The 21,155-nt window shown below is 64.1% G+C and carries 18 protein-coding genes; 4 read left to right on the top strand and 14 right to left on the bottom strand.

Annotated features, from left to right (window positions below):
• Positions 1-12 precede the first annotated feature (12 nt).
• Entirely contained in the window at positions 13-468 is a 456-nt protein-coding gene (locus FHW84_RS07805) for a hypothetical protein (protein ID WP_167254139.1), read from the bottom strand.
• A 64-nt stretch (positions 469-532) separates the two neighbouring features.
• Positions 533-1,735, bottom strand: coding sequence for an aminotransferase class V-fold PLP-dependent enzyme (locus FHW84_RS07800; protein ID WP_167254138.1), 1,203 nt, complete (start codon positions 1,733-1,735; stop codon positions 533-535).
• 126 nt (positions 1,736-1,861) lie between these two features.
• On the opposite strand from FHW84_RS07800, the gene FHW84_RS07795 reads away from it, so the two are divergent.
• Complete coding sequence (locus tag FHW84_RS07795) at positions 1,862-2,587, top strand: hypothetical protein (protein ID WP_167254137.1); 726 nt, start codon at positions 1,862-1,864, stop codon at positions 2,585-2,587.
• An 88-nt stretch (positions 2,588-2,675) separates the two neighbouring features.
• Positions 2,676-3,869, top strand: a complete 1,194-nt coding sequence (locus tag FHW84_RS07790) for a serine hydrolase domain-containing protein (protein WP_167254136.1) — start codon at positions 2,676-2,678, stop codon at positions 3,867-3,869.
• Here FHW84_RS07790 and FHW84_RS07785 read toward each other — a convergent pair.
• The 9 genes from FHW84_RS07785 to FHW84_RS07745 form a co-directional block, all read right to left on the bottom strand.
• Positions 3,866-4,591, bottom strand: coding sequence for a hypothetical protein (locus tag FHW84_RS07785; RefSeq protein ID WP_167254135.1), 726 nt, complete (start codon positions 4,589-4,591; stop codon positions 3,866-3,868). The two genes, FHW84_RS07790 and FHW84_RS07785, sit on opposite strands and share 4 nt — an antisense overlap.
• Positions 4,592-4,635: 44 nt before the next feature.
• Positions 4,636-5,361: a LytTR family DNA-binding domain-containing protein gene (locus FHW84_RS07780; protein ID WP_167254133.1), complete on the bottom strand. Its 726-nt coding sequence runs from the start codon at positions 5,359-5,361 to the stop codon at positions 4,636-4,638.
• Complete coding sequence (locus FHW84_RS07775; protein WP_167254131.1) at positions 5,358-6,452, bottom strand: histidine kinase; 1,095 nt, start codon at positions 6,450-6,452, stop codon at positions 5,358-5,360. Before FHW84_RS07775 ends, FHW84_RS07780 begins: the two co-directional genes overlap by 4 nt.
• Before the next feature lie 62 nt (positions 6,453-6,514).
• Positions 6,515-7,015 carry a nuclear transport factor 2 family protein gene (locus FHW84_RS07770; RefSeq protein WP_167254129.1) on the bottom strand — a complete coding sequence of 167 codons (501 nt, stop codon included), beginning with the start codon at positions 7,013-7,015 and terminating at the stop codon, positions 6,515-6,517.
• Between the two features lie 164 nt (positions 7,016-7,179).
• A complete protein-coding gene (locus tag FHW84_RS07765; protein WP_167254127.1) occupies positions 7,180-8,607 on the bottom strand; it encodes a nitrilase-related carbon-nitrogen hydrolase in 1,428 nt (475 codons plus the stop codon).
• Positions 8,591-9,172: a TetR/AcrR family transcriptional regulator gene (locus tag FHW84_RS07760; RefSeq protein ID WP_167254125.1), complete on the bottom strand. Its 582-nt coding sequence runs from the start codon at positions 9,170-9,172 to the stop codon at positions 8,591-8,593. The genes FHW84_RS07765 and FHW84_RS07760 overlap by 17 nt, the downstream gene beginning before the upstream one ends.
• Before the next feature lie 270 nt (positions 9,173-9,442).
• Positions 9,443-9,835: an STAS domain-containing protein gene (locus FHW84_RS07755; protein WP_167254123.1), complete on the bottom strand. Its 393-nt coding sequence runs from the start codon at positions 9,833-9,835 to the stop codon at positions 9,443-9,445.
• 14 nt (positions 9,836-9,849) lie between these two features.
• Positions 9,850-12,156: a SpoIIE family protein phosphatase gene (locus FHW84_RS07750; protein WP_167254121.1), complete on the bottom strand. Its 2,307-nt coding sequence runs from the start codon at positions 12,154-12,156 to the stop codon at positions 9,850-9,852.
• A 123-nt stretch (positions 12,157-12,279) separates the two neighbouring features.
• The gene (locus tag FHW84_RS07745; RefSeq protein ID WP_167254119.1) at positions 12,280-13,128 is read right to left on the bottom strand and encodes a helix-turn-helix transcriptional regulator; all 849 of its coding nucleotides are present in this window, start codon (positions 13,126-13,128) and stop codon (positions 12,280-12,282) included.
• Between the two features lie 105 nt (positions 13,129-13,233).
• Here FHW84_RS07745 and FHW84_RS07740 point away from each other — a divergent pair, with 105 nt between their 5' ends.
• Positions 13,234-14,139, top strand: a complete 906-nt coding sequence (locus FHW84_RS07740; RefSeq protein ID WP_167254117.1) for an SDR family oxidoreductase — start codon at positions 13,234-13,236, stop codon at positions 14,137-14,139.
• A gap of 72 nt (positions 14,140-14,211) precedes the next feature.
• Complete coding sequence (locus FHW84_RS07735) at positions 14,212-15,513, top strand: MFS transporter (protein WP_167254115.1); 1,302 nt, start codon at positions 14,212-14,214, stop codon at positions 15,511-15,513.
• 193 nt (positions 15,514-15,706) lie between these two features.
• Here the strand turns inward: FHW84_RS07735 and FHW84_RS07730 are convergent, their stop codons facing one another.
• The 3 genes from FHW84_RS07730 to FHW84_RS07720 are packed head-to-tail and all read right to left on the bottom strand — an operon-like array spanning position 15,707 to position 21,144.
• Positions 15,707-16,582, bottom strand: a complete 876-nt coding sequence (locus FHW84_RS07730) for a nucleotidyltransferase domain-containing protein (protein ID WP_167254113.1) — start codon at positions 16,580-16,582, stop codon at positions 15,707-15,709.
• A gap of 13 nt (positions 16,583-16,595) precedes the next feature.
• Positions 16,596-17,666, bottom strand: coding sequence for an HD domain-containing protein (locus FHW84_RS07725; protein ID WP_167254111.1), 1,071 nt, complete (start codon positions 17,664-17,666; stop codon positions 16,596-16,598).
• A gap of 10 nt (positions 17,667-17,676) precedes the next feature.
• Entirely contained in the window at positions 17,677-21,144 is a 3,468-nt protein-coding gene (locus tag FHW84_RS07720; RefSeq protein WP_167254109.1) for a methylmalonyl-CoA mutase family protein, read from the bottom strand.
• Positions 21,145-21,155: the final 11 nt, after the last annotated feature.

Raw genomic sequence — 21,155 nt, 5'->3', positions numbered from 1 at the left:
GGCCATTCCCCATCAATTGAACTCCGCGTCGCTACGTCTGCCGGCTCGCAGGTCACGCCATTTGGCCCAGATGATCAGCAACAATACGGCAGGCATGATCAGCGCTCCCGTCCCTATCGACACCAGTTCATTATCGAACCACTCATCAGGATCGCCTACCATGTTCACTTGTGGGCGTTTGGGGAGATAGTGCACAAGCACCTTGTCGCCTCGATTGACCCGGCCGCATTCGTCAGATGTCGATACTCCCTGATAGGCGACACCGGCCAGCTCAAGGCGATAGCTGAAGGAATTGTGCTGATCGCAGCTTGGCTGGATAACCACGCCAGCCACGGCGCTGCTCTCGCGCGCCAGCGCATACTCATCTGGCAGGTGGGACATAAAGGCAAGAAAGCCAGCAATGGCCAAACCCACGCATACATAGAAAAGCAGCGCATACCTCACAATCCACTGCACCACGTAGAACATAGGTCAGGTTCCGTTTGATCTGAGAAATGTGCGCGAAGCATTCCGATGCTTGGACTGAATACTTCTATTCAGCCATCAGCCACGCCGCGCAACGCTCCACATCCTGGGCCGAATGCCAGCCATGGAACGCCACGCGCAAATAGCCTTCGCGGATGCTGGTGCTGATGCCGATGGCCTCTGCATCTTTCAGCAGCCGCTCGTAGCGGTCCGCGGGCGGGACGAAGGACAGGATCGATCCCAGGCGGCCTGCCTGCAGCAGATCATTTAAGCGCGCAGCCTCGCCCTTCCATGCTGCGGACGTCGCAAGCCCGATCAACAAGCCTCGCTGCAACTTTTCGACATGAGCCTGGACGGCAGCTACACCGCCATGATCGAGCAGCATCTGGATGGAACTGGCCAGCACCGCGCACGACAGGATCGAGGGGCTTCCCGCCTCCAGTCGGCGACCATCGGCCGCCCATGGCGAGCTTGCCTTAGCCTGCGTGCCCGCTTGCGAAAATGCATCCGGCGCTGACAGCCAGGTTCCGACCGGCATCAGCTGCTCGCGGAATGAGGCATCCGTCCACAGCAGCCCCTGCCCTTGCAGGCCAAGCAAGCCTTTATGCCCACCGGTGGCAAAGGCGCTGACGCCCTCGAAGGACGGCACGGCCGTGCCGGCACCCTGGATGCCGTCCACCACCAGATGGACGCCGCGTTCGCGACAGCCTCGCCCGAGCTTGGCCAGGTCGAGGCGAAGGCCGTCCTGATAGCGCACCCACGAGACGGAAACGATGCGGGTGTTCGGCGCGATGGCGTCGAGCAAGCACTGCTCCGGTTCGATACCGGCATGGGGCGGCACGGCTGCGTTGACGGCCTGACCGGGCCACAACGGCACTTCCCTGCAACGCACGCCGCGCGGCTCCAATGCCAGCCATGGCAGCCGGTTGCTGGGAAATTCGCCTACGGGAATAAGCACCTCGTCGCCGTCCTTCCACGGGTAGCCGAGCGAGATGGCTTGCAAGCCGGTGGAGGTGCAGGTGGTGAGGCTGATGTCCTGCACGTCCACGCCGAACAGGGCGGCGCCGGCCTGGCGCAGCGATGCCTGGATGTCGAGGAAATCTTCGTTCCAGCGGAGTGACCACGGCCGCAGCTCGGTGTCGAGAAGGCGGGTCAGCTGCTGTGCCGCCGCCCGGGGAATCGGGCCGTCCTTGCAATGGGAGAGCCAGAGCATATCGGGCGGGAGGTCGAAGAGATCGCGCGGAAGCAAGGGAGGGATGGCGAGCGTCACGACGCGGATTTCCTGGGCAAGAAGGTTTCAACGCGGGCGATGCCGCCTCGTTGCAAGTCCCCGATGATACTCGCCGGCAGCCCGGCGAAGGGCGCTATGCTGGAAGCACGACAGGGGAGAAAACGCATGGATCAGCAAGCGGAGCTGACGTTCAAGGCATTGAACGAGCGCATTGATGCCATACCGGAGCACCCGAGCGTAGCCATGGGATTCTCCACGAAGGAGAAGTATGGCTATGCGGCGTCCCTGCTCGCATTCGCACTCTCTCTGCTCTTCGCGAAAGTACTGCCTGACAGTCTCTACACGCTAATCCTTGCCTGCTTCCTGCTCTTCGTGGAACTGATTGCAATTGCCGTGGTTCTGGTACCGAAATGGCCACCGCGCTTTCCAGGCCTGCGCTCGGAACGGATCGAGTATGCCGAGCAGCTCGACGGCGATTTCCAGCACTACGAAGTATTGACTGCCTGGGTCGCGCAGTTTCCGCGCGACCAGATCGCAGACATGGCCGACTACGCGGAGATGCGCCAGGAGCGCTTCCGCGAAAAACAACCGTTATTGGTAGGTGGCGTGGAGAAGCTCGGTGCGCTTCCCGTAATAATCGCCATCGCCGCGCAGTTCAGAGCGATGCACTGGCCTCCTGAAATCAGCTGGCAGGAAACGGTCGCCTATTTAGTGATCGCCTGGCTGTACTGGCTTTGCCTGATCAGCATCGGCACAAGACACCGCGGCCGGTTCCTCGAAATCGCACTCAAACGCGCGCTGGCGATCAAGGACAGGCAGCCCGTGGAAGCCAGCACCGCGAAAGAAATCGCGCCGATAGTGAGCGACAAAGCTTCGACGGCAGCCGCGTGATTCATAAACCCCGCCATGACCTCCGACACAAGGCCTGGCGCCGGCCATAAGAGACGATGGCGACGCCCCCCGTTCCCCGGAGCAGACCATGCGGCCATCCCATCGAGCCAAGCAGCTGTTCGGCCTGACTGCGTTGCTATGCGCTACCGCGCTGGTCGCGGGTGAGCCAACTCAATACTCCGTGCGGAGCGACAACCCTCATCGCTCGCCCCTCGATCGCGCCGTCGACGATGCCGCCGCCGGCTACTTTCAGAATCGCTGCCACGTCGGCCTATCCCTCGCCGCGGTAACACCCGAAGGCCGCTTCTTCTACAACTACGGCGCGACCAAACCGCACGGCAGCCAGCTGCCGACCCGCCGGAGCATCTACGAGATCGCCTCCGTCACCAAGACCTTCACCGGCGCACTCGCCGCGCGTGCCGTCGAAGAAGGAAAAATGCGTGTCGATGCCGACTTCCGCCCCTATCTCCCGGGTGACTACGCCAACCTCGCCTGGCAGGGCAAGCCGATCACGCTGGCAACCCTGATCACCCACCGCGCCGGCATGCCGCGCGATATCCCCGACTCGGACGCGATCTTCGCCAAGAAGGATTTCAACACCCTGCCCTACGAGCTGATGGCGCTGCAGAAGGGACTGAATCACGACACCCTGCTGTCCGCCCTGCACGGCACCCAGCTGCGCAGCGAACCCGGGAGCAAGGAGGCGTATTCCAACGCCGGTTACCTGGTCATCGGCCTGGGGCTGGAGCAGGTCTACGGGAAGCCGTTCGAGACGCTGATGCATCAGCAAGTGCTCAAGCCACTGCGCATGGACTCCACCGGCTTCGCCGTGGAAGGCGCCGACCGCGCACGCCTGCTCCCTGGCTTCAACCGCGAAGGCCGCCCGATGCCTTATCACCTGCGCAACGCCGGCGCGGCGTGGGGCTTGTACTCCACCACCGAGGACATGGCGAAGTACGTGCATTGGCAACTCGATGGAAAGGACCCGGTCGTCCAGCGCATGCGCCAACCCTTGGTCGGCACGCCTCAGGAAGGCGTAGCCATGCCATGGAACCTCGCCTACGCAAGCGGCCAGCCGATGCTTGCGCACGGTGGCGGCAGCGGCGGCATGTCCAGCCAGGTCGTGCTCTTTCCGGCCCAGGACGAAGGCTTCGCCCTGTTCGCCAACGACACCTGCGAAGGTACGGAAAGCGCGCTCAAAGCCATCGCCGTAGCGGTTCATGCCGCGGCCGGCGCCAGCCACGGATCACCCCGATCGGACGAACGCCAACCGGGCGCCTAGCGGCAACCGAACTTGGACATCTGCGGGCAGTTGGGTATCGGTATCGGATGCTCCACCGGCACCGGCACCAATTGCCGCACCAAGGCGCTGCCCTGCTCGAAATCCGCGATACGCCGCGGCTTGCCCGCGGCCAGCGCCGCCAGCACCGGCCTGACGCTTCCGTAAGTCGCCGCCGGATCGACCTTGAGTTCGACCGGCGTATCCGCACCGCGCGGATAACCGGGCGCCGCCGACAGCTTCAGCCACTCGCCCAGGGCACGCCCGTCGAGCGGCGTGTCGTCCAATGCCATCCGCCCGTCAGCTTCGATGGACAGAACATGCGGCCCCGGCGGCGGCAATACGTCGGCCGGCGTCAATGAAGAAAGCGCCAAGGCCTGCCCGTTCCGGTCGACCGCATAGCCGATATCCGGCATACCCCGCCGCCGCGCCTCGCCCAGAGCCTCTTCAACCAGCGCATACGCAACGCCGTCATCCGCCCCTACACGAACCGGAACCCCGGAGTTCAACCCCAACGCAAGCCGCCAGTTATCCTGCCAATGCGTCAGCAGCGACTTCCGCTCATCGATATGGACAACGCCATCCGCCCCGAACCAGAGCAGGACCGGCTGCGGCTGCGCCGTCCTGTCGGCATGCCGCCGGGCGGAGTGGCCGAGGCCAACCGCAAGGATCCCTCCGGCGAGCAGGACCACGATCAAGCCCCAGCCCAAGATGTTCCTGATCACAACGCTGCCCTTCCCCGCTCCTCGCGTCCGTCGATCCTACGCCATCAGCGGGCTGCCAGGGCTGCGTTGAGCTGGTCGATGTAGGTGCGGCTCACCCGCAGCGGCGTGCCATCGCGCAGGCGCAGCAGGCAATCGCGGTTGACCAGCGGCTCCAGCTCCGCAACCCGGTCGAGCTTGACGATCGCCGAGCGGTGGATGCGCACGAACTGCGCCGGATCGAGCCGTCCGGCCAGCTGATGCAAGGGTTCGCGCAGCAGATGCACGCGCGGCCCCACATGGAGGCCGGCGTAGTCGTCACTCGCTTCGATCCAGTCGATCTCATCCGCGTCGATCACCGCGATGCGCTGACCGGTGCGCACGCTGAATCGCCTGGCATAAGCCACCGGCGCGGCCTCGCCCACCGCGCGATGGCGAAACGCCGCGCGGGCACGGTCCAGCGATTCGCGGAAGCGTTCGTCATCGACCGGCTTGAGCAGGTAGTCCAGCGCCTGGATCTCGAAGGCGCCGACCGCGAAGTGGTCGTAGGCGGTGAGCAGGATGGACAGCGGCCGCTCCGCGGGCGGAAGCAGGCGCAATGCGGCGAGGCCGTCGAGGCCGGGCATCTGCACGTCCATGAACACCAGGTCCGGCCGCAGCGCGGCGATGCTTTTTATCGCTTCCTCGCCATCGGCTGCCTCGCCCACCAGCTGCATATCGGCATGCGCGGCAAGACGCGCGCGAACACCGCCGCGCGCCAGCGGCTCGTCGTCCACCACCAGCACGCGCATCATGCGCTGAGCGCCTCGGCGCCGCGGGACGATGGAGCCAGGCGCAGCGGCAGGCGGATGCCGACGCGGCAGGCGCCGTCGTCCGCCAGGTTCATCTGGAAATCGTGCGTGCCGGGATAAAGCGCCAGCAAGCGTTGGCGCACATTCGTCAAACCCACCGCGTTGGAACGGCCATTACGCTCGCCGCCTGCGTCAACCGGCGCAACACCATCGTTGCGCAGCTCGATATCCAGCCATTCGCCCTGCCGTTCCACCTGCAGCGCCAAGGCACCACCATCCACGCGCGGAGCGATACCATGGCGGATCGCATTCTCGACCAGCGGCTGCAGCAGCAGCGGCGGCACCAGCGCCTGCAGCACGCCGGCGCCGATGCGCATATCGACCTTCAGGCGGCGGCCCAGGCGGGCCTTCTCGATATCCAGATAGTGCCCGGTGGTGCTGAGTTCTTCGGCCAGCGTCACTTCCTGGGCGTCGCTGCGCTCCAGCGAATCGCGCAACAGGTCGCCGAGCCGCGCCAGCATGCGCGTGGCGTCCGCGCCGCGGCCATCGGCCACCAGCGAGGAAATGCTGTTGAGCGTATTGAACAGGAAGTGCGGTTGCAGCTGGTATTGCAAGGCGCGCAACTGCGCATCGCGGGCGAAACGCGCGGCCTCGGCTTCGCGCAGGCGCGAGTGCTGCAACTCCGTGTAATGCAGTACCAGCGCATGGATCGCACAGTAGGCAATCAGCGCCAGCCAGCAACCATCCAGCCCCGTGAAGATGCGTTGCAGCGGCAGCGACGGCAACAACCCCACACGCACGGCCGCCCATCCGCCGATGGCGTTGTTGATCACCGACGGCACATAGGTCGCCACCAGCAGCACCACCGCCGTGAGCCAGGCCACGGTGCGCCGTTGCCACAGCTTCCGCTGCAGCACGCTCAGCGGCACGATCCAGAACAGATAGGCCACCGCAAAGAACAGGCGATAGGCGCCGGCATACGCGCGGCCAAGCTCGGGCAAGGCCATCACCGCCATGCACAAGGTAATCGGCAATCCCGCCACCAGCGGAAGCCAGAACGGTGGAACGGCGGGTCGCGTCGGCGAGGCTTGCATGGCTTGGGTGCCCGAAAGGTGCGCCGGTCCGTCGCCGGCTACGGCGCACCCTAGCCCGAAGCTCAGTGCCTGTCATCCAGCACGACGGAGTACAGCATCGCGCTGATCTTCCAGCCGTCCGGCGTGCGCACCAGCTGCCAGGTCTCGGCGCCGTGGTTGGTGGGCTTGCCCGATTCCAGGAACACGTAATCGAAGTACACCGTGCCGATGCTGCCGTCGGTCTCGATGCGCACGTTGTCGAAGGTCTCCTCGATGGGCTTGCCCGCCTTGCCCACGAACTGCGAGAACTTCTGGAAGTCGCCCGGCGTCACCTGCCGGGCGTTGGGTTCCTTCACCTTGACCTTCTCGTAGGAGGCATCGTCCAGGGTCTGGAACCAGGAGCTGCCGGGCATGAACAGCCTGGCCATGCCTTCGCCATCGTGCGCTTTGATCGCGGTCTTGAACTGCTCGACCAGTTGCTGGATCTGGCTGCGGGACTGCGCCACGTTGGCCGCCTCCTTGGCCTGCGCGGCGGGAGCCAGGGATGCGGCAAGTACGAACAGCGCGGGAAGCAGGATTTTCACGGCGACTCCGAAGGTGTGGGGTGCGCCGATTAGGCGGGACCACCGCCGCTTCGATCCAGCGAAATGCGGCGGCACGTGCATGGCCTGCGGCGAACCGGTTCAAACCATCTGCCGCACCGGCATGCTTCGTCGGCACAGAGGGCATCCGCATTTCCGCCGGCGGTTCAATTCGAACGCGGCGGCACCACGAAGGCCCACACCAGCAGGATGGCGAGCAGCGCCAGATCCACCCAGGCGAACCAGTCGCCCCATTGCGCATAGAACGTGCGCGATGCGTGCAGCGGCAGCTCGCCGACCAGTTCCGCATCATGCTGCTCGCTGGACGCTTCGGCCACCACCCGGCCGCGGTCGTCGCTCAGCGTCAGGCGTCCGGCACGCGCCGCGCGGGCGATGGCGAAGCCGCTTTCCACGCCGCGCATGATCGCCATGCGGCCGTGGAACCAGCCGTCGACACCGAAATCCCAGGCCGGCACCAGCAGCAGCTGCGCCTGGCGGTCGGCGTAGGCGCGGCCGATATCGTGGAAGTCCATGTCCTTGCAGATCGCCAGGCCGATGCGCGGAGAGCCGTCGAGCATGGTGTAGGTAGCGCCGGGCGTGTACTGGTTTTCGAAGCCGGGGATCAGGTGATGCTTGGCATAGGTGGCCGGCGACTGCAGCCCGGGACGGAAGACCCATTGCGCGTTGCGCTCGCCGTCCGCGCCGCCTTTGGCGTCGATGCCCGTGGCCAGGAGTACGCCATGGCGGCGCGCCGCTTCGGCAAAGGCCGGCACGGTGGTTTCGCCGGTGGCGAAGGCGGTTTCGGGCGTGACGATCACGGTGGCGCCGCCGGCGGCGAGGCGGTCGATCGCGGCGAGATAGCGCTCCAGCAATGCCTGCCCTTCCGGCACCGACAAGGCGGGGCGCACCGGCTTTTCTATCGAGGCGAGGCCGATCTTGATCGAGCCGGTTGCCGGTGCATGCAGGCGTGCGTAGCCGTAAGCCAGCGTCGCGCCCATCGCCACCACCATCGCGGCCACCGCGGCGAGACGCGCATGCGGCGCGGCCTTGCGCGTCAATGCCACCGCCAGCGCCGCCGGCATCAGCAGCAACAGGAAGCCGATGCCCCACAAGCCGGTGATCGAAGCCAGCTGCAGCACCGGCAGCATATCCATCTGGCTGTAGGCGAGGCTGCCGAAGGTGCCATGCGGCGAGGTCTGCGTGTTGGCGTATTCGATCGCCACCCATAAAGCCGGCATGGCCAGCATGGCGGCAACGCCATGTCCGCGCCGCAGCAGCCGGCGGAAGAACAGCAGGCACAAGGCGAGCACCACGCCAGGCAGTACGGTGAACAGCGCGATCACCGGCACCGGCAGGCCGATCACGCCGTGCAGGTAATGCCACTGATTGAGCGCACCCAGCGCCCCGGCCACGAAGGCCGCGAGCGCGAGCCAGCGCGCTTTGACATGCGGCGCCAGCATGGCCAGCGGCAAAGGCGCCAGCCAGGTGAGCCAGGGCAGCGGCTGCAAGCCGGAACCGAAGCCATAGGCCAGCGCGGACAGCGCGGTGGCAGCGAGGCCGGCGATGAGCCGGCGCGAATCAAGGCTTGATGCCATCGAACACGGTCTCCAGTGATTGCAGATAGAAAGCGCGGAACTGCCGTTCGTCGTAGCTGAAGCGGCCGGCGCGGTAGAGCGAGATCAGGCCGTGGCCGAGGCCCCATAAAGTCATGGCCACGTCCCAGGGATCCGCCTGGCGGAACAGCCCCTGCGCCATGCCTTCGGCCAGCTTGTCGGCGATGACGGTGAGCGTGGGCGACTGGCGGTCGCGGAAATCCTCGGGAAAACGGCGCGCGTCGTCGCGGCGCACGGAGAAAGCGTGGTCGAACAGGTTCGGATGGGTCAGCGCGTAGTCGAGGTATTGCTCCATCGACTGCAGCAGGCCCTTGTAGACATCCGGATGGCTCGCGCGCTCCGACCAGTCCTGCGCCACGCTGGCGAAGCTGTCGTCGGAGATGCGCTTGAGCAGCGCCTCGCGACTGGGGAAATGGCGGTAGATCGCCATCGGCGTAATGCCCACCGCCTCGGCGACGCGGCGCATGGTGACGGCATCCGCGCCATGGCGGTCCATCAGCTTGTGGGCGGCGCGGAGGATCTTCTCGGGGGTGGTGAGTTTCGGCATGTATACAGTGTATACATGCCTTGCGCGGGTTGGCAAAGGTGACTGATGGCAGGGCTTTGCCCCCACACCACCCGCGCCCTTGCCCCCTCTCCCCTCCGGGGAGAGGGCTGGGGTGAGGGGCCGGTCGGAGTGGTGAGCGGAGGGTCGAGAAGGCCAAAAAGCTCTTCATTCGTTCCGTAGAAAGGCCACCGCTAGAGCGGCCCCTCATCCGGCTGCCGCCACCTTCTCCCCGGAGGGGAGAAGGGTTTCAGTTAGCAACGGCCCAAACGATCAAACGTCGTCATCCTCCCCACCCAACACCCTCTTCTGAATCCGATCCAGATACTCATCCAGCTCTGCCACGCTGGAAAACACGTCGCTCACCGGCACCGCCTTGACGATCTCGAACACCTTGCGCACCTGCGGCTGCGGATTCACCAGCAAGGTATGCCCTTCGCGCGCGCGCATGGCCTTGCGGATCTTGGCAATGCTGCGCAGGCCCGCGCTGCTGATGTAATCGAGCGCGGACAGGTCCAGTACCACCGTGCCGCCCTGCCCCATCTGTTCCAGCACCGGCGCGGCGCCGCCGTCGAAATCGCCGAACGTCAACGCATCGAGCCGGCCATGCAGGCGCAAGGTGCTGCGCTCCGGCGACAGGGCAGCAGTATCAAGACTGAAGCTCATGGTCGTGCCTCCGCTCAGGAAGGAAGGATGAAACGCAACTGCAGGTGGTTGCCCTGCTCGTCATGTGCGTAGCTGAAATCGCTGGCCATGGCGCGCACCAGGTGGATGCCCAGGCCGCCGTCGATCTCGCGGTCGGCGACGTCGCCGGTAAGTTGCGGCACGGGCGACAGCAAAGGGTTGAAGGCCTGGCCGTCGTGATGCAGGTCGACCAGCACGGCATCGGCGGCCAGCGCCATGCGCAACTCGATCCGCGCGTCTCCATCAGGTGGGCGCCCGTGCTCGGCCATATTGACCATCAGCTCTTCCAGCACCAGGCGCACGTCGTCGCGCACGCCCTGGGCGACGCCGGCACTCGCGAGCTGCTCGTCGCAGTGCCGCAACGCGTCGAATACCGCTTCGATCGAAGCGGGCATGGTCAGGTCCAGCATGGACGCACTCCCGTCTGCCCCGGCGTGGTGCCAGCGTAGCGCCAGCACGGTGATGTCGTCGGCCTGTCCATGGCCCGCGGCGAACGCCTCCACGTCGGCCAGCAGATAGCCGGCCGGATCGCCCTCGGCCTGCGCGGCATAGCGCGCCAGACAAGCCAGCATGCGCTCCTGGCCGTACATGCTGAGGCTGGCGTCGGTCGCTTCGGTGATGCCATCGGTATACATCAGCAAGGTCTCGCCCGGCCGCAGGCGCACGCGGCGCGAGCTGTAGGTGGCCTCTTCGTCCAGGCCCAATGCCGGCCCCGTTTCGATGTCCAGCAACCGCGGTGCGCCGTCGCCCCACAGCACCGGTGGCTCATGGCCCGCGCTGGCCATCGAGAAATGCCCGGTGGCGGTATCCAGCAGGCCGCACAGCAGGCTGACGAACATGCAGCCGTCGTTGTTGCGGCACAGGTCCTGGTTAAGCAATTGCAATAGCTGCTGCGGCGATTGCGCGCGCGGAGCCAGGGCCTTGGCGAGCGTGATGGCGCGGGCCATGAACAGCGCGGCGGGAATACCCTTGTCCGAGACGTCGCCGACCATGATGTAGAAGCGCTGGTCGTGCAGCATGAAATAGCTGTACAGATCGCCGCCCACCGTGCGCGCCGGCTTCAGCACCGCATGCAGCTCGAAGTTGTGGCAGCGCGCGTCGAGGAAATGCGCGCCGGGCAGCAGCGCCGTCTGGATCTGCTGGGCGATCTCCAGCTCGCTGGCCAGGCGCTGCTGCTCGCGCGCGACCCGGCCCAGCTCGGCCAGATGGTCGGCCAGCTCGTGGCGCATGCGGTCGAACGCATGCGTCAGGCGGCCGACTTCGTCGCGGCGGCGCACGGTGGGCAAGGCGAAATCCAGGGCGCCTTTCGCCACCTGCTCGGCACGCTCGGTCAACATGCCCAGCGGACTGAGCACGCGCCGCGTGACCACCAGGGTCAGCAGCGTGAGGCTCAGCAGCGCCAGCGCGCCCACCGACAAGGCCACCGAGAAGGTGCGCCGCACACCCGCATAGATCTGCTCCTCCGGCACCACCAGGCCGAACTGCCAATGGGTGCCGTCGATCGGCGCGTGATAGATCCACACCGGCGCGCCGGCATGCGCGGCCAGGATGCCGGTATGCCGGATGGGTTCGTCCGTATCGCCGCGCAGCGCCGCGACCAGCTCGTCCTGTGCACGACGACCGGCCAGCACCGGACCGTCGGTGGCGAGATAGACACCTTGCCGGTCGATCACGAAAGCCTCGGTGCCCTTGGGCTTGTTCAAGTTCTGCAGCACGCCCTGCAACCACTCCAGCGTGACATCGGCATTGAGCACGCCCACCGCGCGGCCGCCCGCCAGGATGGCGGCCGAGTAGTTGACCAACTGGCGTTGCCGCGATTGCGAAAAGAACGGCTGCTGCCAGCAACCGACGGAACAGCCGAGCCCCGTGCGGAACCAGGCCTGTGTCCAGTACGGCGCGGGATCCTTCAGCAGGTCGCGCGTGACGAGCCTGCCGTCGCCCTGGCGGCTGACGAAGGGCGAGCGGCCCGGTGATGCCGCATCCATCGATACGGGCACATAGGCCGCGGCGAGTCCCGCGAGATCGGCGTTGTGCCTCAGCGCATCGCCGATCAGGGTTTCCGCGTCATCCGGCCGCGGCCCGATCAGCGCCGCCAGCGTCTGCGCGGTATCGGCCACCTTGTCGAGGCGGTGCTGGATGCGATGGCTGACGTCGCCGGCGAGCACCGCGGATTCGCGATGGGTCTGCTGCAGAATCTGCTCGCGGATGACGCGGAACAGCAGGAACCCGCCGGCCACGACCACGAGCAGGGTGCCGGCCAGCACCCAGGCGGCCAGTCGCGACGCAATGCTGCGCAACACCATGTGACGCTCCCCCCTGGTGCGTCGCATCTTGCGATCCACGGCAGGTTTCAGGAAGAGAGCGCTATCACAATCGTGCGATATGGATTGCTCTATGCCGCGAGCTTTCTTCACGCCACCTGCACATCACGCGCTACGGTCGGACCCCGCCGCCTCGATCAGGCGGCGAATGCGTTGCGCATCCTCCGGCGTCGCCGGGTTGTAGACCACCATGCTCAGGTCGGGGCATCCGTCGACGGCGAAAGCCGAGTACTCCATCGCGATCGCACCGAGCGTCGGATGCCGCAGCTGCTTGGTGCCGCCGCCGTGCTGCTGCACGTCCTGGCTTTGCCACATCGCGGCGAACTCGGCACTGCGTTCGCTCAGTTCGTCCACCAGCGCCTGCACGCTGCGCACCGCACCCGCGCGCGCCGCATCCAGGCGGAACGCGGCCACCACGAAGCGCGCCACGCTTTCCCAGTCGACCTGGTGCGCTCGCACCTCGGGGTTGCAGAACATCAGGCGCAGCACGTTGCGCTCGGCGGGTTCGAGCTTGCCGTAGTCGGTAAGCACCACGGCCGCGGCCCGGTTCCAGGCCAGCACGTCCCAGGTGGCGGTTTTCACCATCGCGGGACTGCACGGCAAGGCATCGAGCACGCGCTGCAGGCGCGGCGCCACGCCTTCGCTGGCCTGGTAGCGGATCTCCGGCGGGCGCCCCAGCGCCAGCAGGAACAGATGCTGGCGTTCGATCTCGCTCAGCAGCAGCGCGCGGGCGATGCGGTCAAGCACTTCGTCCGATGGCGCGCCGCCACGCCCCTGCTCCAGCCAGGTGTACCAGGTGGCGCTGACGTTCGCGCGCTGCGCCACTTCCTCGCGGCGCAACCCAGGCGTGCGGCGGCGCCCGGCGGGATAGCCAAGCGCGGACGGATCGAGCCGTTCGCGGCGATCGCGCAGATAGGCGCCGAGCAGGTTGTCGTTGGCCACCGTCGTATTCATCTGCTTGCCGAGCCTGTTAGTCCGTATACCCGTATAACGCCACGGCTTCATCCGCGCACGCCGCGCGAGGACGATGCCGCGCATCCCAAACCTGGAGGATGCATTGTGCGTGTATTCGTTACTGGCGCGACAGGGTTCGTCGGTTCCGCTGTCGTCGATGATCTGCTCGCCGCCGGCCACAAGGTGCTGGCGCTGGTCCGCTCGGAGGCTTCGGCCGCAGTGCTGGCCGGACGCGACGTCGACATCCTGCATGCCTCGCTGGAACAACCGGAAAGGCTCGCCGAAGCCGCTGCCGCCTGCGATGGCGTGATCCATACCGCCTTCAATCACGACTTCTCGCGCTACGCCGAAAACGCGGTGACCGAACGCCGCGCGGTCGAAGCGATGGGCGAAGCGCTGGCCGGTTCCGGCAAGCCGCTGATCGGCACCACCGGCACCGGCATGCTGGCACCGGGACGCATCGGCACCGAGGACGACGTGGCCGATGCCGCCTCGCATGGCTCGCCGCGCTTGCCGATGGAAATGATGACCGTAGCCTTGGCCGAACGCGGCGTGCGCTCGGGCATCGTGCGCCTGTCGCCTACCGTGCACGGCGACGGCGACCATGGCTTCGTGCCGTGGCTGATCCGCATCGCGCGGGAGCGTGGCGTATCGGCTTATATCGGCGATGGGCGGAATCGCTGGCCGGCGGTGCATCGCCTGGATGCCGCGCGCCTCTACCGGTTGGCGTTGGAGCACGGTGCGGCAGGCAAGTGCTATCACGCGGTGGCGGAGGAAGGCGTGGCGACGAAGCGGATCGCTGAAATCATCGGGCAGCGCCTGGGCCTGCCGGTGGTGACCAGGACGCGCGAGGAAGCGCAGGAGCATTTCGGCTTTCTCGCCTATTTCTTCGGTGCCGACATACCCGCATCGAGCGCGAGGACGCGCGAAGCGCTGGGGTGGATGCCCACCGGGCCGGGCCTGATCGAGGATCTCGACCGCGAGGCCTATTTCCCGCGTATCGCCGCCTGATCGCGGCTAGAGGGGCCAGGTACGGCGGATCGCGCTAGGATCGCGGTTCCCGTACTCGGCCGCCGTCACCGCATGACCGAAAAGCCCGGCACTGCCGAAATCTCCCGCGCCTCCATGGCGGTCGCCGCCCTCTCGACCGTGGTCGAGTGGTACGACTTCACCCTCTATCTCTATTTCGCCACCGTGCTGTCGCGGGTGTTCTTCGGCGGCGGCGAGAGTTCGCTGCTGGCGACGCTCGCCGGCTTCGCCATCTCCTACGCGATGCGGCCGCTCGGTGCGATGGTGTTCGGCCATATCGGCGACCGCATCGGGCGGCGCCGCACCCTGCTGTGGTCGATGATGCTGATGACCTTGGCCATGCTGGCCACGGCGCTGTTGCCATCGCATGCCAGCATCGGCCCGGCGGCGGGTGCGCTGCTGTTGCTGCTGCGCTGTTTCATGGCGTTCTCCGTCGGCGGCGAATACACCGGCGTGGTGGCGTATCTGCTGGAGGGCGCGCGCAAGGACCGGCGTGGGCTGATCACTTCGCTGGCCTCGGCCGCGAGCGAGATCGGTGCGCTGCTGGCGGTTGGCGTCTCTGCACTGACGGTGAGCGCCATGAGCACGGCGCAGTTGGATGCCTGGGGTTGGCGCATCCCGTTCTTCGTCGGCGCGGCGCTGGCCGGCTGCGTGTGGATCGCGCGCTCCACCATGGAGGAGTCGCCGGACTTCGTGCGGCAGGTGCGGCAGCACACCGTGCCGGAGTCGCCGCTGAGCCATACGCTGGCTAACCATCGCCCTGCCCTGTTCCGCACCTTCGCCATCTCGGCGCTCGGTTCGATCACGTACTACGTGGGCATCACCTACGTGCCGGCTTTTCTCAGCTCCTCAGGCATCCTCGCCGAGGAACGCTCGCTGTGGCTGTCGACGCTGGCCGCGGTGGCGGTGATCCTGGTCACGCCGCTGGCAGGCGCGTTGTCCGACCGTGTCGGTCGCCGGCCGGTGCTGGTGTGGCTTGCGGCGGCGGGCGTGCTGTTGCCCTTGCTGATGTTCGAGTGGATGGCGCGGGGGAAGGAAGTGGATATCGCGCTGGCTTCGATCGTGCTGGCCTGCCTTGCCGGCGGTGTCAGTGCCGTGGGCGCGCCGGCAACCGCCGAGCAGTTTCCCGGCGAAGGCAGGCTGAGCGGCTTGGCGCTGGGCGTGACGATGGCGACGGCGATCTTCGGTGGGCTGACGCCGTTTCTGGCCGAATTGCTGATAGGCGTCACCGGGTGGAAGGTGATCCCTGGCGTAATGATCGCCGCGGTGGCTCTGCTGGTGCTGCCGGTGCTGGTGCGCATGCCGGAGACGCTGCCGGCATCGACGGATGCGCTCACGCAAGCCGATCGGGCCTGATGCCGCAAGCCGTCATTCGGGTGCAGGCCAATTTAGTAGTAAAAAAGCTGAATTGTCGCGACAGGCCCCTCTCCAAACGCAACCTGGAGATCATCTCTCCTTCACATAACGCCATCGTTACCGCATCAAGCAAACCAATTAATCAAGACGCCTAATCGCAATTACAGAAAAATAAAATAATGCAAAATTAAACTCACAAAAGAATCGCCTGATTAATGGGGTGCGTAGGCGCGTAGCATTTATAAAACATAGACTCAAGACACCAAGAAAAATGATATCCCGCATTCTTCATTTCTCGAAACAAGTCCTCATGACTACTCCTATCATCAGTTGTTTCTTTCAATAATTTACGCCTTGATTCGTCCGACATCCAACCAAGAAATTGATCATAACGAATCATCACCCTACCAGCCTCATCTCCGCAAACATCCGTCATACGCTGAATTGGAGTCTTTCGAAGCAAAGCAATGAGCCTTGATCTTTTGTATTCATATGTAGATTGCGCAGTCTCCGCCGCAGCCAGGATACCGCTAAAATATAGCAATTTTCTCGAAAACATGAGCTTTATATTTCGATCACCCCAAGACTTCCCAATACTGGCCGTCTTGTATTCGAAATCAACACAAATCGTTCTATAATAACGAATTAGATCATTAAGAAAGAATCGAGCCAGCTGATGCTGAGTAATATGCTCTCGAATATATAAATTAATTGCGTCTCGAAATGTTGATTCGTACATTTCACGACCATAAATCCATTCGGACTCAAGCAAAAAGAGCATTCGCCGCGTCAAGTCGTCATTCGACTCATTGTTGCCGCCGATTTTCTTCAAAAACTGGGAATGCTTGACCGCTTGAGCAAATGCCCCAGTTGGTGAGGGCGCCTTCAGCCCCAGGCTTTCTATTACAAGACCAACCTCTTTAAGAACATCCCGTCCCGACCCTTTTTTCTGGATAACAAAATAATCGACATCCGACTGCTCACTTGCTTCGCGCCGAGCCAGTGAACCAACAACCACGACAGTCAAGTCCGGGGGCAACGAAAGTGTCTCCATTGCGTCACGGAGCATCCTCAGAACACCTTCAGAATAGCTCTCGGCTTTCCGAATATTTTCGCATGACATGGTTATCATCCCCTCCCACCTTCCTGATTTCCTTAGTAACCACTTCCTTCCGCTGAAGATATCGCCTATCTAAATCCGCATAACCATGGAGAACAATCGATTCATCTATATAAAACTCGCGACGAGTATAGCGAATCTCCTCACCATCCCTCAAAATATTAGGAACGATTATATTTTCCCGGCCAAAGGCGTCTAATGCTTGAAAAAGCCCTTGATGATCACGCCTTAACTCAGCCTCTTTACCATAATAATAAGTTGATCTAAAAGCCTCTGAATTTAGCTCCATGTAGCGCTTGCACATGTAATCCGCAACCAAACCCACCCTCGCCTGGATAATGTTCTTGTAAACATGATTTTTCAACATCCAGAACTGGTCAAGAATTTCATGCGCCCCCTTCCCAAGGTCTACGAGCGCATCCAGCACCGAAATCGGATTCAGCACCACTTCCTTTCGATGAAGATAGGATGCCGACCGAATAATGCCCTCAATAGTGTCAACATTTATTGCTCTTGAAAAAATCTCCCTACCTATACCGCGACCAACACCGGCTATAAGAGTCATCACCTCGAAATTATTTATATCATTCCTTTGAAGCGCACGAGCAAGACGAATTCCAAGAGGCACGTCCCCTCTTAATATGCGCTCTCCCACCAGATGATGGTCGATTTCAAATATGCTGCGAAACGCAGGCTCCAAACTATGAGACAGTGGTGCGTGCCCGATATCATGTAGTAAGCCCGCAATGACGATCGTCTCATACTCCTTATCGCCAACATTTTTTGCTAGTGCAAATCGCCTAGCGAGATTCGCGACCGCCAAGCTATGGTCATAACGAGTATGTCGCTGCTCGACCCCCTTCGCGCCCCCATACATCAAATAATCGATTGCACCCAGAAAATGGATGGTCTCTAATCGTCTAAAAGCATCCGTGGCAATCACCTCACGAAAGCTTTCCTCAGAAAAACACTGACTAACATCCGCGCGACTGAAACGGAACAGATGGTAATCGGGCAAGCCGCGCGAGTTCATAAGTTAGAGATTACATATTTCGGCGGTACTCGCCACCCACGTCGTACAACGCGTGGCTGATCTGCCCCAGCGAGTTGTACTTCACCGCTTCCATCAGCTGCTCGAACACGTTGCGGCGTTCGCGCGCGGTGTTCTGCAGGAGCTTGAGGCTTTCCGGGGCCAGGCCGTTGCGGGCCTTGGCGTAAGCCTGCACGTTGTCGATCTGTTGGCCCTTCTCCTCTTCGGTGGAGCGGATCAGCTCGATCTCGGTGGCGATCTCGCCGCCGTGATCCTTTGGCAGGAAGGTGTTCACGCCGATCAGCGGCAGGCTGCCGTCGTGCTTCTTCTGCTCGTAGTACATCGACTCTTCCTGGATCTTGCCGCGCTGGTACATGGTGTCCATCGCGCCGAGCACGCCGCCGCGCTCGCTGATCGCCTCGAACTCGCGGTAGACGGCTTCTTCCACCAGGTCGGTGAGCGCGTCGACCACGAAGCTGCCCTGCCAGGGGTTTTCGTTGAAGTTCAGGCCCAGCTCGCGGTTGATGATCAGCTGGATGGCCACCGCGCGGCGCACGCTTTCCTCGGTCGGCGTGGTGATCGCCTCGTCGTAGGCATTGGTGTGCAGGCTGTTGCAGTTGTCGAACAGGGCGTACAGCGCCTGCAGCGTGGTGCGGATGTCGTTGAACTGGATTTCCTGCGCGTGCAGCGAGCGGCCGGAAGTCTGGATGTGGTACTTCAGCATCTGGCTGCGCGCGCTGGCGCCGTAGCGTTCGCGCATGGCGCGGGCCCAGATGCGGCGGGCCACGCGGCCGATCACGGTGTATTCCGGGTCCATGCCGTTGGAGAAGAAGAACGACAGGTTCGGCGCGAAGTCGTCGATGTGCATGCCGCGCGCGAGGTAGTACTCCACGATGGTGAAGCCGTTCGACAGCGTAAAGGCCAGCTGGCTGATCGGGTTCGCGCCGGCCTCGGCGATGTGGTAGCCGGAGATCGACACCGAATAGAAGTTGCGCACCTTGTGGTCGACGAAGTACTGCTGGATGTCGCCCATCATGCGCAGCGCGAACTCGGTGCTGAAGATGCAGGTGTTCTGCGCCTGGTCTTCTTTAAGGATGTCCGCCTGCACGGTGCCGCGCACGGTCTGCAGGGTTTCTTCCTTGATGCGTGCGTAGGTTTCGGCATCCACCAGCTGGTCGCCAGTGATGCCGAGCAGGCCCAAGCCCAGGCCTTCATTGCCCTTGGGCAGCTCGCCGGAATAACGCGGACCACCATGCGGATGCAGCGCGGCGATCTTCTTCTGCGCCGCGCTCCAGCGCGCCGGATCGGCCTTGAGGTACTTCTCCACGTTCTGGTCGATCGCGGTGTTCATGAACATCGCCAGGATGATCGGCGCCGGACCATTGATGGTCATGGACACCGAGCTGCTGGGCGCGCTGAGATCGAAGCCGGAATACAGCTTCTTCATATCGTCCAGCGTGGCGACGTTGACGCCCGAGTTGCCGATCTTGCCGTAGATGTCCGGGCGCGGCGCCGGGTCCTCGCCGTACAGCGTGACGGAGTCGAACGCGGTGGACAGGCGCGTGGCCGCGCCGCCCTGGCTCAGGTAATGGAAGCGGCGGTTGGTACGCTCCGGCGTGCCTTCGCCGGCGAACATGCGGGTGGGATCCTCGCCGGTGCGGCGGTACGGATACACGCCACCGGTGTAGGGGTAATAGCCCGGCAGGTTCTCGCGCATCAGGAAGCGCAACAGGTCGCCCCAGTCCTTCGTCTTCGGCGGCGACACCTTCGGGATCTTCTGGTGGCTCAGCGATTCGCGATAGTTCTCGACGCGGATCGTCTTGTCGCGCACCTTGTACTCGTTGTACTCGTCGGTGACCGATTTGTAGCGCGCCGGCCAGTCGTGCAGCAGGTGCACGGCTTCGTGGCTCAGCTCCTTCACCGCCTGGTTGTAGCGCTGGCGCAGCGTGAGCAGCGTGCGGTCGGCGCCCTCCTCGTGCAGCGACTCGCTGTCGTAGCGCGACAGCTCGCGCGGCAGGCGCGCATCGCCCAGGTCCTTCAGCGACTCGTAGTAGTGCTGCGCCTTGCTGGCGAATTCCGCCTCGCGCTCGATCTCCGTATTGATGCCGCGGCCCTGCTCGGCGATCTCGGCCAGATAGCGCACGCGGCTGCCGGGAATCAGCACGGTGGCGCGCGGCTCCTTCAGCGAGGTGTCCAGATCGGGCGTCCACTTCGGCGCGGGCAGGCTGAGCTTGTCGCGCAGCAGGCGGCACAGGTTGGCGAACATCCAGGTCACGCCCGGATCGTTGAACTGGCTGGCGATGCTCGGATAGACCGGCACCTCCTCGTCCTTCAGGGCGAAGGCGGTGCGGTTGCGCTTCCACTGCTTGCGCACGTCGCGCAGCGCGTCTTCGGCGCCGCGCTTGTCGAACTTGTTCAGCACCACCAGTTCGGCGAAGTCCAGCATGTCGATCTTTTCGAGCTGGCTGGCCGCGCCGTAGTCGCTGGTCATCACGTACATCGGGAAGTCGACCAGGTCGACGATCTCCGAATCGCTCTGGCCGATGCCGGCGGTTTCCACGATCACCAGGTCGTACGGCTGCGCCTTGAGGAAGTCGATGCAGTCGTGCAGCACCACGCTGGTGGCGGCGTGCTGGCGGCGCGTGGCCATCGAGCGCATGTACACGCGATGGCTGCGCAGCGAATTCATGCGGATGCGGTCGCCCAGCAGCGCGCCGCCACTGCGGCGGCGGGTCGGGTCGACCGCCAGCACCGCGATGCGCATCTCCGGAAAGGCATGCAGGAAGCGCAGCAGCAGTTCGTCCACCACCGAGGACTTGCCCGCGCCACCGGTGCCGGTGACGCCCAGCACCGGCGTCTGCTTGCCCGCCATCTTCCATTGCTTGCGCAGGTGTTCGAGCTCGGCGTCGGGCAGCTGGCCTTCCTCGATCGCCGACAGCATGTGGCCGATCGAGATCTCGTCGTCGATATCCACGCGCGGCGCGACGGCAGTGGCCTGCTCCGCATGGGCGCGCTGGTCGGCAGCCTCGCGGGTGCGGCGCATCACGTCCTCGATCATCTCGGTGAGGCCGAGCTTCATGCCGTCGTTCGGGTGGTAGATGCGCTCCACGCCGTAGGCCTGCAGCTCGCGGATTTCTTCCGGCGTGATGGTGCCGCCGCCGCCGCCGAACACGCGGATATGCGCGGCGCCATGTTCCTTGAGCATGTCCACCATGTACTTGAAGTACTCCACGTGGCCGCCCTGGTACGAGGACAGCGCAATCGCGTCGGCGTCTTCCTGCAGGGCGGCGCGGACCACGTCCTCCACCGAGCGGTTGTGGCCCAGGTGGATCACCTCCGCGCCCTGCGACTGGATGATGCGGCGCATGATATTGATCGCCGCGTCATGGCCATCGAACAAGCTGGCGGCGGTGACGAAGCGCAGGGGACGGCTTTCGTGCACTGCAGCACTGGCAGAAACGTGCTGGGCGGGGGAACTCATGGCAACTCCAA

Source organism: Dyella sp. SG562 (assembly GCF_011759495.1).
GTDB lineage: Bacteria > Pseudomonadota > Gammaproteobacteria > Xanthomonadales > Rhodanobacteraceae > Dyella_D > Dyella_D marensis.
Note: the sequence above shows the minus strand (reverse complement) of the source record. Positions and strands in the feature narration are given on the sequence as shown.

Bases quoted from the DNA above. Each gene is read 5' to 3' on its own strand.
- FHW84_RS07780 (WP_167254133.1), bottom strand. From the start codon at position 5,361: ATGATGCGCGTGCTGGTGGTGGACGACGAGCCGCTGGCGCGCGGCGGT.
- FHW84_RS07745 (WP_167254119.1), bottom strand. From the start codon at position 13,128: ATGAATACGACGGTGGCCAACGACAACCTGCTCGGCGCCTATCTGCGC.
- FHW84_RS07805 (WP_167254139.1), bottom strand. From the start codon at position 468: ATGTTCTACGTGGTGCAGTGGATTGTGAGGTATGCGCTGCTTTTCTAT.
- FHW84_RS07720 (WP_167254109.1), bottom strand. From the start codon at position 21,144: ATGAGTTCCCCCGCCCAGCACGTTTCTGCCAGTGCTGCAGTGCACGAA.
- FHW84_RS07725 (WP_167254111.1), bottom strand. From the start codon at position 17,666: ATGAACTCGCGCGGCTTGCCCGATTACCATCTGTTCCGTTTCAGTCGC.
- FHW84_RS07765 (WP_167254127.1), bottom strand. From the start codon at position 8,607: ATGGCATCAAGCCTTGATTCGCGCCGGCTCATCGCCGGCCTCGCTGCC.
- FHW84_RS07795 (WP_167254137.1), top strand. From the start codon at position 1,862: ATGGATCAGCAAGCGGAGCTGACGTTCAAGGCATTGAACGAGCGCATT.
- FHW84_RS07790 (WP_167254136.1), top strand. From the start codon at position 2,676: ATGCGGCCATCCCATCGAGCCAAGCAGCTGTTCGGCCTGACTGCGTTG.
- FHW84_RS07775 (WP_167254131.1), bottom strand. From the start codon at position 6,452: ATGCAAGCCTCGCCGACGCGACCCGCCGTTCCACCGTTCTGGCTTCCG.
- FHW84_RS07760 (WP_167254125.1), bottom strand. From the start codon at position 9,172: ATGCCGAAACTCACCACCCCCGAGAAGATCCTCCGCGCCGCCCACAAG.
- FHW84_RS07735 (WP_167254115.1), top strand. From the start codon at position 14,212: ATGACCGAAAAGCCCGGCACTGCCGAAATCTCCCGCGCCTCCATGGCG.
- FHW84_RS07730 (WP_167254113.1), bottom strand. From the start codon at position 16,582: ATGCTCCGTGACGCAATGGAGACACTTTCGTTGCCCCCGGACTTGACT.
- FHW84_RS07755 (WP_167254123.1), bottom strand. From the start codon at position 9,835: ATGAGCTTCAGTCTTGATACTGCTGCCCTGTCGCCGGAGCGCAGCACC.
- FHW84_RS07750 (WP_167254121.1), bottom strand. From the start codon at position 12,156: ATGGTGTTGCGCAGCATTGCGTCGCGACTGGCCGCCTGGGTGCTGGCC.